At 69.3% G+C, this 12910-nt stretch carries 13 protein-coding genes, 1 tRNA gene, 1 pseudogene and 1 riboswitch; of the genes and pseudogenes, 9 read left to right on the top strand and 6 right to left on the bottom strand.

The genetic code is table 11. From position 1 onward, the window contains the following. Positions 1–75 precede the first annotated feature (75 nt). Positions 76–1356 carry a PTS transporter subunit EIIC gene (locus tag IO30_RS0135725; RefSeq protein ID WP_031150137.1) on the bottom strand — a complete coding sequence of 427 codons (1281 nt, stop codon included), beginning with the start codon at positions 1354–1356 and terminating at the stop codon, positions 76–78. A 296-nt stretch (positions 1357–1652) separates the two neighbouring features. Then, positions 1653–2954, bottom strand: coding sequence for a PTS transporter subunit EIIC (locus IO30_RS0135720; protein ID WP_031150136.1), 1302 nt, complete (start codon positions 2952–2954; stop codon positions 1653–1655). A 224-nt stretch (positions 2955–3178) separates the two neighbouring features. Between IO30_RS0135720 and IO30_RS0135715 the strand changes: the two are divergent. The 4 genes and pseudogenes from IO30_RS0135715 to rdgB all read left to right on the top strand — a co-directional run. Continuing rightward, positions 3179–3418 (top strand): annotated as a pseudogene (locus IO30_RS0135715) (PTS sugar transporter subunit IIB); the annotation flags it as partial. Between the two features lie 96 nt (positions 3419–3514). Then, positions 3515–4240: a ribonuclease PH gene (gene rph, locus IO30_RS0135710; RefSeq protein WP_031150135.1), complete on the top strand. Its 726-nt coding sequence runs from the start codon at positions 3515–3517 to the stop codon at positions 4238–4240. 103 nt (positions 4241–4343) lie between these two features. Continuing rightward, entirely contained in the window at positions 4344–4739 is a 396-nt protein-coding gene (locus IO30_RS0135705; RefSeq protein WP_031150134.1) for a hypothetical protein, read from the top strand. A 51-nt stretch (positions 4740–4790) separates the two neighbouring features. Continuing rightward, positions 4791–5405, top strand: a complete 615-nt coding sequence (gene rdgB / locus IO30_RS0135700; protein ID WP_031150133.1) for an RdgB/HAM1 family non-canonical purine NTP pyrophosphatase — start codon at positions 4791–4793, stop codon at positions 5403–5405. Positions 5406–5467: 62 nt separating this feature from the next. On the opposite strand, the gene IO30_RS0135695 is transcribed toward rdgB, so the two are convergent. From IO30_RS0135695 to bcp, 3 genes are all read right to left on the bottom strand, one after another. Next, positions 5468–5551, bottom strand: a tRNA-Leu gene (locus IO30_RS0135695). Between the two features lie 43 nt (positions 5552–5594). Next, positions 5595–6605, bottom strand: coding sequence for an HNH endonuclease signature motif containing protein (locus IO30_RS0135690; RefSeq protein ID WP_031150132.1), 1011 nt, complete (start codon positions 6603–6605; stop codon positions 5595–5597). Between the two features lie 150 nt (positions 6606–6755). Further along, on the bottom strand, positions 6756–7223 hold the full coding sequence (bcp, locus tag IO30_RS0135685; protein ID WP_031150131.1) for a thioredoxin-dependent thiol peroxidase: 468 nt from the start codon (positions 7221–7223) through the stop codon (positions 6756–6758). A gap of 103 nt (positions 7224–7326) precedes the next feature. Here bcp and IO30_RS0135680 point away from each other — a divergent pair, with 103 nt between their 5' ends. The 3 genes from IO30_RS0135680 (at position 7327) to IO30_RS0135670 (ending at position 8540) form a co-directional block, all read left to right on the top strand. Then, positions 7327–7644 carry a DUF3618 domain-containing protein gene (locus IO30_RS0135680; protein ID WP_031150130.1) on the top strand — a complete coding sequence of 106 codons (318 nt, stop codon included), beginning with the start codon at positions 7327–7329 and terminating at the stop codon, positions 7642–7644. Positions 7645–7690: 46 nt separating this feature from the next. Further along, positions 7691–8032 (top strand): GroES family chaperonin, encoded by a 342-nt coding sequence (locus tag IO30_RS0135675; RefSeq protein ID WP_031150129.1) that lies wholly within the window; start codon positions 7691–7693, stop codon positions 8030–8032. 96 nt (positions 8033–8128) lie between these two features. Next, a riboswitch (guanidine-III (ykkC-III) riboswitch) is annotated at positions 8129–8189 on the top strand. A gap of 30 nt (positions 8190–8219) precedes the next feature. Further along, positions 8220–8540: a DMT family transporter gene (locus IO30_RS0135670; protein WP_030158619.1), complete on the top strand. Its 321-nt coding sequence runs from the start codon at positions 8220–8222 to the stop codon at positions 8538–8540. A 23-nt stretch (positions 8541–8563) separates the two neighbouring features. Here IO30_RS0135670 and IO30_RS0135665 read toward each other — a convergent pair whose 3' ends face one another. Then, positions 8564–10957 carry a transglycosylase domain-containing protein gene (locus IO30_RS0135665; protein ID WP_037896078.1) on the bottom strand — a complete coding sequence of 798 codons (2394 nt, stop codon included), beginning with the start codon at positions 10955–10957 and terminating at the stop codon, positions 8564–8566. A gap of 268 nt (positions 10958–11225) precedes the next feature. Here IO30_RS0135665 and IO30_RS0135660 point away from each other — a divergent pair, with 268 nt between their 5' ends. Together IO30_RS0135660 and IO30_RS0135655 are read left to right on the top strand one after the other, a co-directional pair. After that, positions 11226–12017 (top strand): ABC transporter permease, encoded by a 792-nt coding sequence (locus tag IO30_RS0135660; RefSeq protein WP_031150127.1) that lies wholly within the window; start codon positions 11226–11228, stop codon positions 12015–12017. Beyond that, positions 12010–12909, top strand: coding sequence for an ABC transporter permease (locus IO30_RS0135655; RefSeq protein WP_051859802.1), 900 nt, complete (start codon positions 12010–12012; stop codon positions 12907–12909). The genes IO30_RS0135660 and IO30_RS0135655 overlap by 8 nt, the downstream gene beginning before the upstream one ends. Position 12910: the final 1 nt, after the last annotated feature.

Raw genomic sequence — 12910 nt, 5'->3', positions numbered from 1 at the left:
GGGCAAAGGCCGAAGCCCCTGCCTTTCGTAGGGAAAGGCAGGGGCTTCGGTCCTGATGTGAGCGGGTGCTGAGACCTACTTGGCCTCGGCCTTCGCCATCTCGGCGAGCTCCTCGTCGGACTCGCGGCCCGGCGTCGGGAGGTTGAACTTGGTGATCGCGAAGCGGAAGACGAAGTAGTAGACCACCGCGAAGCAGAGGCCGACTCCGGCCAGGCCCCACGGGTTGTTGGCGATGCCCAGGTTCAGCAGGAAGTCGACCGCACCGGCGGAGAAGCCGAATCCGTCGCGCATCCCCAGGGCCCAGGTCAGGGCCAGCGAGACACCGGTCAGCACCGCGTGGATCGCGTAGAGCACCGGGGCGATGAACATGAAGGTGAACTCGATCGGCTCGGTCACACCGGTGACGAACGCGGTGAGCGCGAGGGAGAACATCATGCCGCCGACGACCTTGCGGCGCTCGGGGCGGGCGCAGTGGACGATCGCGAGGCAGGCCGCCGGGAGGGCGAACATCATGATCGGGAAGAAGCCGGTCATGAACTGTCCGGCGGTCGGGTCATGGGCCAGGAAGCGGGCGATGTCACCGTGGACGGCGCCGGTCGGGGTGTCGAAGGAGCCGGCCTGGAACCACGGGAAGGAGTTCAGCAGGTGGTGCATGCCGATCGGGATCAGCGCACGGTTGGCGACACCGAAGATGCCCGCGCCGACCGAGCCGGAACCGACGAGCCACTCACCGAAGTTGTGCAGACCGGTGCCGAGGACCGGCCAGATCAGACCGAAGACGATACCGGTGAGCAGACCCGCGAAGGCGGAGAGGATCGGGACGAGACGACGGCCGCCGAAGAAGCCCGCCCAGTCCGGCAGCTTGGTCCGGTAGAACTTCTGGTAGAGCAGGGCCGTGATGACACCCATCACGACACCGCCGAGGACACCTGCGTTGACCGCGGCGTCCACCATGACGATCTTGTCGCCGACGACCGTGGCCTTCTGCGGCAGGTTGCTGTCGGTGAAGGTGGCGAGCACCTTCTGGAAGACCAGGTAACCCGTGACGGCGGCCAGGGCGGTGGAACCGTCCGACTTCTTCGCGAAGCCGATCGCGATGCCGACGGCGAACAGCAGCGCCATGTTGTCGAGGATGGCGCCACCACCGGCGGCCATGTAGCCGGCGATCTTGAGGACGAAGGTCGGGAAGACGTCCTTGTCACCGAGCATGTCGTCCGCACCCAGGCGGAGCAGGAGCGCACCGGCGGGCAGCACGGCAACGGGGAGCATGAGGCTCCGGCCGATGCGCTGCATGACCGCCATCACGCCTGCGCCCTTCTTCTTCTCGGCTGCCGGGGCAGCGCTAGCCGTCGTCACAACTTCCTCCAGTGGGCAAGGCGCCGCCGGGGCAAGCCGGGGGACGGCGGCGTCTCAGAAATGGGGGTACGGGGGCGCAGACAGGCCCGCGTGGTCTACACCAATATCTGGTGTAGACCAGTTGTAACACGGTGAGGGTTAGATAAGGAACCTTCGATTTCATGTGGTCTACACCACACGCAGCCCCGAGCCGCACAACCCCCGGCCGGCCGGACCTCCGGACATGACCAAAGCCCCCGGATCCGAAGATCCGAGGGCCCGGGAAAGGGGTCCAACGGCCGGGCGCGGCCGCCGCGCTACGCCCTGGTGTTGTCCTTCTGCATCTCCTCGATCTCCTCGTCCGACTCGCGGCCGGGCGTGGGGATGTCGAACTTCGTGATGGCGAAGCGGAACACCGCGTAGTACACGACGGCGAAGGCCAGGCCGATCGGAATGATCATCCAGGGCTTGGTCGCCAGGCTCCAGTTGATGACGTAGTCGATCAGACCCGCCGAGAAGCTGAACCCGTCGTGCACGCCCAGGGCCCACGTCACCGCCATCGACACACCCGTCAGCACCGCGTGCACCACGTACAGCGCCGGCGCCACGAAGAGGAACGAGTACTCCAGCGGCTCCGTGATGCCCGTGACGAACGAGGTCAGGCCGACCGACAGCATCAGACCGCCCACCTCCTTGCGGCGCAGCGGCTTCGCGCAGTGCGTGATGGCCAGGGCCGCCGCCGGAAGCGCGAACATCATGATCGGGAAGAAGCCGGAGAGGAACTGCCCCGCGTTCGGGTCGCCCGCCAGGAACATCGGGATGTCACCGTGCACGACCTGCCCGTCCGCATTGGTGAAGCTCCCGAACTGGAACCACACCGGCACGTTCAGGAACTGGTGAAGACCGATCACCAGCAGCGCCCGGTTCGCGACGCCGAAGATGCCGGCACCCCACGAACCCAGACCCACCAGCCAGTCGGAGAAGCTCTCCAGCGCATCACCGATCGGCGGCCAGATCCACAGGCAGAGCACCGCGAACGCGATCGCCACGAAGGTCATGATGATCGGCACCAGGCGCCGGCCGTTGAAGAAGCCCAGCCAGTCGACCAGCTTCACCCGGTGGTAGCGCTGCCAGAACCACGCGGCCAGCAGGCCCATCACGATGCCGCCGAACACCCCCGGATTCTGGAACGTGTACTCGGCGAAGGTGTTGTCGGGCCCCAGGCAGCCGCCCCCGATGTCCGTGGTCCCCTCGGGGCACGCCGTCGGGAACGCCCGCAGCACGCTCCGGTAGACCAGGAAGCCGACCACCGCCGCCAGTGCCGTCGACCCGTCCGCCTTCTTCGCCATGCCGATCGCGACGCCGACGCAGAACAGGAGCGGCAGACCGAGATCGGCGTTCAGCAGGGCCCCGCCCGCGGACGCCATCACCTTGGCGACGTCCGTCCAGCCCAGACCGTCCTTGCCGAACACATCGGCCTGGCCCAGCCGGTTCAGGATGCCCGCCGCGGGAAGGACGGCGATGGGCAGCTGGAGACTGCGCCCCATCTTCTGCAGCCCTTGGAACAAACCGTTCCACCACTTCGGCTGTGGCGCTGCTGCGGCGCTGCTCGCGCTCATCGGCGTCCTCCCTGACCGGCCCGTTTTTGGCAGTGGCAACGCGTGCGGCACACTGGTGTAGACCAGTTGTGGGCAGGTTGCTGCTGATCGTCATCATTCGGTAGATACCGGTCACGCGCTCGCGTAGCTGGGCCAACCGTGCGTTACCGTGACAACGCGGACCGCGTACGACAACACCCCGCACGCACCGGCCGCCGAGACTCGTTCTTCGTAACACCAGGGAGAAACACATGGCCACCAAGGCTGAGAAGATCGTCGCCGGGCTCGGCGGTATCGAGAACATCGAAGAGGTCGAAGGCTGCATCACCCGCCTGCGCACCGAGGTCATCAACCCCGACCTCGTGGACGAAGCCGCCCTCAAGGCCGCCGGCGCCCACGGCGTCGTCAAGATGGGCACCGCGATCCAGGTCGTCATCGGCACCGACGCCGACCCGATCGCCGCCGACATCGAAGACATGATGTGATCCAGGCTCCCTAGCCGGACCCGCACCACCCCAGACCCCGTCCCGGACCACCCGGACGGGGTCTGCGCGTACCCCGCACCGACTAGGCTCACCACCATGTCTCGCATCGACGGCCGTACGCCCGAACAGCTCCGCCCGGTCACCATCGAACGCGGATGGAGCAAGCACGCCGAGGGCTCCGTCCTCATCTCCTTCGGCGACACCAAGGTCTTCTGCACCGCCTCCTTCACCGAAGGCGTCCCGCGCTGGCGCAAGGGCAGCGGCGAAGGCTGGGTCACCTCCGAGTACTCGATGCTGCCCCGCTCCACCAACACCCGCGGCGACCGCGAATCCGTCCGCGGCAAGATCGGCGGCCGCACCCACGAGATCTCCCGCCTCATCGGCCGCTCGCTGCGCGCCGTCATCGACTACAAGGCCCTCGGCGAGAACACCATCGTCCTGGACTGCGACGTCCTCCAGGCCGACGGCGGCACCCGCACCGCCGCCATCACCGGCGCCTACGTCGCCCTCGCCGACGCCGTCGCCTGGGGCCAGCAGAAGAAGCTCATCAAGGCCGGCCGCAAGCCCCTCACCGGCACCGTCGCCGCCGTCAGCGTCGGCATCGTCGACGGCGAGCCCCTCCTCGACCTCTGCTACGAGGAAGACGTGCGCGCCGAGACCGACATGAACGTCGTCTGCACCGGCGACGGCCGCTTCGTCGAGGTCCAGGGCACCGCCGAAGGCGAGCCCTTCGACCGCAAGGAACTGAACGCCCTCCTCGACCTCGCCGCCGGCGGCTGCGCGGACCTGGAAGCGATCCAGCTCGGAGCGCTCGAACTCTAGAACGGCAACCGCGACGCGCGGATACGCGTCCTTCCGGGTACGGGCGCACGGTGTCAAAGCCGTGCGCCCGTCCACGCATCCGAGTTCTGTGGGGGATTCCGACATGAAGTCCGTCAAGCCGAAGCACCGCATCGCCGCCGTCGCCCTCGCCGCAGCCCTGGCCATACCGGCCCTCACCTCCTGCGACGCCATCTCCACGGCCATGGACTGCGCCAACACCGCCGTGGCCATCACGGACGGCGCGAACGACCTCCAGCAGGCCGTCTCCCAGGCAGGCAACAGCCCGCAGGACGCCCAGAACGCGCTCAACCAGATCGAGGCGAACCTCAAGAAGATCGGCGACCAGACGGACAACACCGACCTGGGCAAGGCCATCGACTCGATGAACACCGCCGTCCAGAACGTCCGCACCTCCATCGAGAAGGGCGACGCCACCCCGGACATCCAGCCCGTCGCCGACGCGGCGAGCGAGATCTCCAAGGTCTGCACCCCGGGCTGACCCGCTGGCCCGCTCGCGGGGCCGGGCCCGCCGGCCGGAAATAATGGAGCCATGACCTCCACGCCCAGCCGCCTGATCCTGGCCACCCGCAACGCGGGCAAGGTCGCCGAACTCCACGCCATCCTGTCCGACGCCGGCCTGCCCCACGAGCTGGTCGGCGCGGACGCGTACCCGGAGATCCCCGACGTCAAGGAAACCGGCGTCACCTTCGCCGAGAACGCCCTCCTCAAGGCCCACGCCCTGGCCCAGGCCACCGGCCTGCCCGCCGTCGCCGACGACTCCGGCCTGTGCGTGGACGTCCTCGGCGGCGCCCCCGGCATCTTCTCGGCCCGCTGGGCGGGCGCCCACGGCGACGACGAGGCCAACCTGCGCCTCCTGCTGGCCCAGCTGGGGGACATCGCCCCCGGGCACCGCGGCGCCCACTTCTTCTGCGCCGCCGCCCTGGCCCTGCCCGACGGCACCGAGCGCGTGGTCGAGGGCCGCCTCCTGGGCACCCTGCGCCCCGCCCCCGCGGGCACGGGCGGCTTCGGCTACGACCCGATCCTCGAACCCCTCGGGGAGACGCGCACCTGCGCGGAACTCACCCCGGCGGAAAAGAACGCCATCTCCCACCGCGGCCAGGCCTTCCGAGCCCTGGTCCCGGTGGTCCGCGAACTCCTGGGCTGAGCCGGGCACGGGACGCCGAAGGCCCCGTACGCGTGGTGCGTACGGGGCCTTCGGCGTGGATGTGCGGTTGGGGGGACTCGAACCCCCACGGGTTTTACCCCACTTGGACCTAAACCAAGCGTGACTGCCAATTCCACCACAACCGCGATATATTAACCAATTCGGACATCTAGTCCGTCTGGGCTGCACTCAGTCTACGGGCAGGGCCCCGGCCTTGGCGCGACGGTTTCGGCACCACGTGTCGGTCAGTGAGTGGCAGTTGGGGCACAGGTATCGGAGGTTCTCGCGGTTGTTGTCGCGCCAGTCCCCGTTGATGTGATCGATCTGGAGGGTGATCGGCCGCCCGAGCCACTCGCCGGTGTTGCCGCAGCCCTCGCAGGCGTAGGGAACGCCGATCACCTGTAGTGCCCGGTGCAGGCGGGGGCGATGGACGCGTGACGCCCCCTCGGGAAGCATGGTCAGGACGGTGTCCGCAAGGTCCTTTCGCGGGGGTGTCGCCTGTTTGGTTGCCCAAGGCCGCCGCCTGAAGTGACTGACGTCGAGTCCGAGTCGGGCGACCATGCGTCGAACGCGCCGGTGGTTCACGTCGTTGACGTCCAGGCCGAGGGCGCGCATGAGGTCCGCGTAGCTCAGCGCCGCCGGAACTGCCGCGCGCAGCGCGTCCTCGGGGATGCTGATCCGTGCGTTGCGGAAATGGGTGGTGTCTATGCCGTGCGTCTTGAGCATTCTCCCGAGGGCGGCACGGGAGCGACTGTCGTCCGGCACCCCGAGGGCGCGAGCTGTGCCGCGCACGCTGTCCGCGGACGATGCTGCTCCCGCAAGCTCCTCCCTGGTGAACGGGAGCTCGATGGCAACCCGCTGCATGCCGTGGAAATGGCTGATGTCCACACCGGCGGCGGCTATGCGGCGGACGATGTGCGACAGGGTGCCCGTGGCGGGGGGTGCGCCGAGCTTCACCGCAACCTCGCGCAGGGTGGTGGACGTCGCCGCCGCGGCGGCAATGGCCGCATCGGGGTACTTGCGCCACGGGCTGCGTTTCGCGAAGTGGCTGGTGTCGATTCCGTAGGCGGTGACCTTCTCCTGCAGCATGCGGCGTCGCCCTCCGCTCTCCTTGAAGCCAAGGCGCCGCATCAGGTCGGCCCAGCCCCTCGATGCCGCGACCGCGGCGGTCAGGGTGTCGCGGTCGTGCGGTTCTCCCACGGCGTGCCCTCTCCGTGCTCTGTCCGGCCGCGCGTGCGGCCCTCGTACGGAGTAACGGGCCGATAGTCGGATGGTCACGCCCGGTTCCGTCCGATAAGCGGAGCGGCCCGCACCCGGTGGGGTGCGGGCCGCTCCGGCGGGACGGGTGGGTCAGATGCCCAGGTCCTTGATGATCTTCGCTACGTGGCCGGTCGCCTTGACGTTGTAGAAGGCGTGCTCGACCTTGCCCTCCTCGTCCACGACCACCGTGGAGCGGATGACCCCGGTCACCGTCTTGCCGTAGAGCTTCTTCTCGCCGTACGCGCCGTACGCCGTCAGCGTCTCCTTGTCCGGGTCGCCGACCAGGGTGACCTTGAGGTGCTCCTTCTCGCGGAACTTCGCGAGCTTCTCCGGCTTGTCCGGGGAGATGCCGATGACGTCGTATCCGGCCGTGGCCAGCGCGTCCAGGTTGTCCGTGAAGTCGCAGGCCTGCTTGGTGCAGCCCGGGGTCAGCGCGGCCGGGTAGAAGTAGACGATCACCTTGCGGCCCTTGTGCGCGGCAAGCGAGACCTCGTTGCCGTCCGCGTCGGGCAGGGTGAAGGCGGGGGCCGTGTCGCCCGGCTGAAGTCGCTCGCTCATCTCAACAGTCTCCTCGGGAGGGCATCGTTATCCCACGAGACTAAGCTGACAGCCTGTTCATGGGGCACTACGCCCCACAGACCACGACGACGGAGGCAGCGCGGTGCCGGAAGCCAGGACCCCCGCACAGATCGAGGCGGACATCGTCCGCCGCCGCGAGCAGCTCGCCGAGACGCTCGACGAGATCGGCGTCCGCGTGCACCCGAAGACGATCATCGGGGACGCGAAGGCCAGGGCCGCTTCGACGGTCGACCAGACCGCCGGGCGTGCCGTCGTCGCGGTGAACCGTCTCGTGACGGACGTGCGGGACGGCCTGCAGCACGAGGACGGGGCGCCGCGCTTGGAGCGGATCGTGCCGGTCGTGCTGTTCGCGGCCGGTGTGATCGGTCTGCTGGTGGTGTCGGCGCGCCGCAAGCGGTGACGACCCTGGGGCGTGCGGGGCGGGTGGGTGCGGGTAGGTTCGGGGCGTGAGCGAGAACACCACCCACGACAAACTGCCCATCCGCATGCTGCACGACCGCGTGCTCGTGAAGTCCGATTCGCCGGAGGGCGAGCGGCGCTCGGGCGGCGGCATCCTGATCCCGGCGACGGCTGCGGTGGGCAAGCGGCTGGCCTGGGCGGAGGTGGTCGCGGTCGGGCAGAACGTCCGGTCGGTCGAGCCGGGTGACCGGGTGCTGTACGACCCGGAGGACCGGGCCGAGGTGGAGGTGCGGGGTGCGACGTACGTGCTGATGCGCGAGCGGGACCTGCACGCCGTGGCCGCGGAGCGGCTGGAGGGGTCGAAGGACTCGACCGGGCTGTACCTCTGAGCTCTCTGAGCTTTCTGAGCTTTCTGATGTTTCTGATGTGATGCGGGTGGAAGGGCTGGTGGCCGAGGTCACCGGCCCTTTTCCGTGCCTTTTGCTACGGTGGTGGGGAACCCCCGACGAGACGCGCCGTACCGGGTTGATGACAAGACGACGCAACCGTTCCGCTCTCGTTCCGGAGGTGCCTGTCATGGCCTGGGTTCTGCTGCTCGTCGCCGGTCTGCTCGAAGTCGGCTGGTCGATCGGGATGAAGTTCACCGAGGGATTCACCCGTCTGTGGCCCAGTGTGTTCACGGGTGCCGGGATCGTGGCGAGCATGGTGCTGCTGTCCTACGCGGCGAAGACGCTGCCGATCGGTACGGCGTACGGGGTGTGGGTGGGCATCGGCGCGGCCGGTGCGGCCGTGCTCGGTATGGCGGTGCTGGGTGAGCCCGTCACCGCCGCCCGGATCTTCTTCATCTGTCTGCTGCTGGTCGCCGTGGTGGGGCTGAAGGCGACCTCCGGCCACTGACGGCCCCACCGCCTGCCGTCGGGTTACTCCAGGAACGCGGACGGCGGGCGGAGCCCTTCGGTGGCGCCGCCGTCCGTACCCGGGGTGCCGGTGGTGTTGCCGCCCTGGTTGCCCTGGCTGGCGCCGCCGTTGTCCTGGCCGCCCTGGGTCTGGCCCCCGTTGTTCTGGCCTCCCTGGTTCTGGCCGCCGTTGTCCTGCCCGCCTTGGTTCTGGCCTCCGTTGTCCTGCCCGCCCTGGTTCTGTCCGCCGGTGGGCGGGGTGGGCCGCACGGGCGGGGTAGGGCGTCCGGGCGGGGTCGGCGGGCGTTCTCCCGGGGTCTCGCGCGGGGTTTCGGACTCGCTCGGGGGCGGTGGGGGGAGCTGGGCCGCGCCGGGCTGGAGTTCCAGGTCGAAGTCGAGGGGGTCGTTGCCCTCCAGTGCCGCCTTCGTGTACGCGGCCCAGATGCGGGCCGGGTAGCCGCCGCCTCCGATACGGGACTCGCCCAGGGCCCCGTAGAGGGACTGGAGGGTTCCGGTGTCCGGGTCCTGGCCCATCATGGCGACGACGGTGACCAGGTCGGGGGTGTAGGCGGCGAACCAGGCGGAACGGTCCAGCTCTCCGGTGCCGGTCTTGCCCGCGGCGGGCCGGCCGGCGGCGAGGGCGGCCGTGCCGGTGCCGTTGTCGACGACGCTGACGAGCATGGACGTGGTGGTGTCGGCGGCTTCGCGGCTGATGGCCTGGGTGGGTTCGCGGGCGGGCAGGCCGATCGTGTCGTCGCCCTTGGTGATCTTCTCCAGGAAGGTGTAGGGGGTGCGGCGGCCGTGGTCGGCGAGGGTCGCGTAGGCCTGGGTCATGTCCAGGACGCTGGCCTGCATGGTGCCGAGGGCCATGGCGGGGCCGGCGTCGAAGTTGGGGGTGTCCTCGGGGATGCCGAGGGCGACGGCCGTCTCCTTGACCTTGGCGGTGCCGACGTCGACGGCCATCTGTGCGTACACGGCGTTGACGGAGAGGTCGGTGGCGGTGTTGGCGGTGATGTTCCCGTAGGAGACCTGGCCCTCGTTCTCGGGGCTGTAGCGGATCCGGCCGCCGACGACGGGGCGCTTGTTGTCGCCGTTGTAGAGGGTGTTGGGGGTGATCCGGCGGCCGTCCTGGGTGCGTGACCCGTTCTCGACGGCGGCGGCGAAGACGAACGGTTTGAAGGTGGAGGCGACCTGGTAGTCGTGGCGGGTCGCGTTGTTCACGTACTGCTTGGTGTAGTCGATGCCGCCGTACATGGCGAGGACCTTGCCGGTGGCGGGGTCGATGGAGACCCCGCCGGCCCGCACCAGCCGGTCGGCCTTGCGCGCCTGGGGGTCGAGCTGGGTGAGGAGTTGGGCGTCGACGGCTTCGACGAAGTCGTTCTGGCGGCGCCGGTCGATGGTGGTGGTGATGCGGTAGCCGCCCTCGGCGAGGGTCTTGTCATCGAGGATCTTGTGCCCGGAGATGTAGTCCTTGACGGCTTCGACGAGGTAACCGCGCTGCCCGGAGAGTCCGGCGGCGGGGCGGACCTTGCCGGGTTCGGGGAACCGGGTGGCGGCGCGTTCGGCGGGGGTCAGCCACTGCTTCTTGACCATGCCGTCGAGTACGTAGTTCCAGCGGGCGAGGGCGCGGGGGCGGGCCTGGGGGTGGGAGATCACGTCGAAGGCGCTGGGGGAGTTGAGGAGGGTGGCGAGGTAGGCGCCCTCGGCGGTGGTGAGCTTGCCCACGTCCTTGCCGTAGTAGGCCTGTGCGGCGGCCTGGATGCCGTAGGCGTTGCGGCCGAAGTAGCTGGTGTTCAGGTATCCCTCGAGGATGTAGTCCTTGGACTTCTCGCGGCCGAGTTTGATCGCGATGAAGAACTCCTTGGCCTTGCGTTTGATCGTCTGTTCCTGGCCCAGGTAGTAGTTCTTGACGTACTGCTGGGTGATGGTCGAGCCGGACTGGGTCCCCTTGCCCGTGGCGGTGTTCCAGGCGGCGCGGAGCATCGCCTTGGGGTCGACGGCCCGCTCGGAGTGGAAGTCCCGGTCCTCGGCGGCCAGTACGGCTTCCTGGACGGTCCGCGGGACCTGGGAGAGGGGCACGTTGACGCGGTTGACCTCGCCGTCGCGGGCGAGCGGCGTGCCGTCGGAGTAGAGGTAGACGTTGGACTGGGCCGTGGCTGCGGCGTTGGCGGGCGGGATGTCGACGAGCAGGTAGCCGGCGACGAGGCCGCCGCCGATCAGGACGGCGAGCAGGAGGAGTGCGCCCAGGACCATGCGCCAGGTGGGGAAGATGCGGCGCCAGCCGGTTCGTTTGCGGTTGCGGCGGCCCTTCTTGCCGGGCGGGCCGGCCGGCTGCGGACGCTCCCGTGACGGCGGCTGCCCTTCGGGTGCGTCGGGGTCGCGAGGGGTCCAGCCCGGTGGGGGTGACTGGTCGCTCATCTCCGGGGCTCCTCGACGCCGTGCGAAATATCCACTTCTGTACCTCATGTTGTCTACCCGATGCCCGCTCATTCCGCGCCGGACGGGCGTAAACCGGTCGCGTGGATCGCCCCTCCGCACTAAGCTCGCGCGCTTTGGCCGACTTGGGCACGAGGCCGGTTCGACGTGGGAACGACGTGGGAAACGGAGGGGTGCGGTGCGTCAGGGAACGACTCGCACGACGGGCCGCAGCACGGGCCGCAGTACGGGTGACGGAGCGCTTCTCTACCTGGCCGTCGCCGCCGGGGGCTTCAGGCGCTACGCCACCTACGGAACGGCCACGCTGGCAGGGGTGTTCACCAACACCGTCTTCGGGTTCATCGTGGCCTTCACGTACGTCGCGCTGTGGGACGAGCGGCCCGGACTCGGCGGCTATGACCAGGCGCAGGCCCTGACCTTCGTCTGGGTGAGCCAGTCGCTGCTCGCGGCCGGGGCGTTCATCGGCGGCGGTTTCCAGGAGGAGATGCAGGAACGGATCCGGACCGGGGACATCGCCGTCGACCTGTACCGGCCCGCGGACCTCCAGATGTGGTGGCTCGCCGCCGATCTGGGCCGTGCGGGCTTCCAGTTGCTGGGGCGCGGGGTGATCCCGCTGGTGGCGGGGGCGCTGGCCTTCCAGCTGGCGCTGCCCACGGATCCGGGCCGCTGGCTGCTGTTCCTGGTGTCCGTACTGCTCGGGCTCGTCATCAGCTTCGCCGTGCGCTACCTGCTGGGGCTGGCCGCGTTCTGGCTGATGGACGGGGCCGGGATCAACCTGATGGCCACCGTCGTCTCGATCTTCTTCTCCGGGGTGCTGCTCCCGCTGACCGTGTTCCCGGGCGCCTTCGGTGAGTTCGTCCGGGTCCTGCCGTGGGCGGCGATGCTCCAGGTTCCCATGGACGTGCTGCTGGGCAAGCACGCCGGGGCCGGGGGCGCGGCCGGGGCGCTGGCGTTCCAGGCGGGCTGGGCGTGCGTCCTGCTGGGTGCGGGCCGTCTGATGCAGTCGGCGGCGACGCGGAAGGTCGTGGTCCAGGGTGGCTGAGGCACTGGCGGAACGGGACCCTGCGGTCCCCGGCACCCCGGGCGCGGCGCGTGCGCCGGGTGAGCTGTACCTGCCGCGGCGCAGCAGGGCGCTGGAGGGGCTGCGCGGCTACGGGCTGATCGCGATGATGTGGATCCGCTCGACGATGACGTACCGGACGTCGTTCTTCCTGTCGACCTTCGGGAACGCGGCGATCACCCTCCTCGACTTCGTCGGGATCTACATCATGTTCTCGCACGTGGACGCCCTCGGCGGGTTCACGCTGCCCGAGATCGCCCTGCTGTACGGGTCCTGCTCGGCCTCCCTGGGGCTGGCGGACCTGTTGATGGGCAACACCGACCGGATCGGCCAGCGGATCCGGGACGGTTCGCTCGACACGATGCTGGTGCGCCCGGTCCCGGTGCTCGCACAGGTCGCGGCGGACCGTTTCGCGCTGCGCCGGCTGGGGCGGATCGGGCAGGGGCTGGGGGTACTGGTCTGGGCGCTCGCCTCGCTGGATGTGGACTGGACGGTGGGGCGGGTGCTGCTGGTGCCCGTGATGATCGTGGCCGGTGCGGCGATCTTCGCGGCGGTGCTGGTGGCCGGTGCGGCCTTCCAGTTCGTGGCGGGGGATGCGGCGGAGGTGCAGAACGCCTTCACCTACGGCGGCTGCACGATGCTCCAGTACCCGCCGTCGGTGTTCGGGAAGGACCTGCTGCGCGGGGTGACCTTCGTCCTGCCGCTGGCCTTCGTCAACTGGCTGCCCGCCCTGTACCTCCTGGGGCGGCCCGATCCGCTGGGACTGCCCGGCTGGGTGGCGTACACGAGCCCGCTCGTGGCCTTCCTGGTGTTCCTGCCCGCGTCGCTGGCGTGGCGCGCGGGTGTCCGTTCGTACCGAAGCACGGGGAGCTGAT

This window comes from Streptomyces xanthophaeus (genome assembly GCF_000725805.1).
GTDB classification, from domain to species: domain Bacteria; phylum Actinomycetota; class Actinomycetes; order Streptomycetales; family Streptomycetaceae; genus Streptomyces; species Streptomyces xanthophaeus.
The sequence above is the reverse complement of the archived record's forward strand: the minus strand, read 5'-3'. Positions and strand labels throughout refer to the sequence as shown.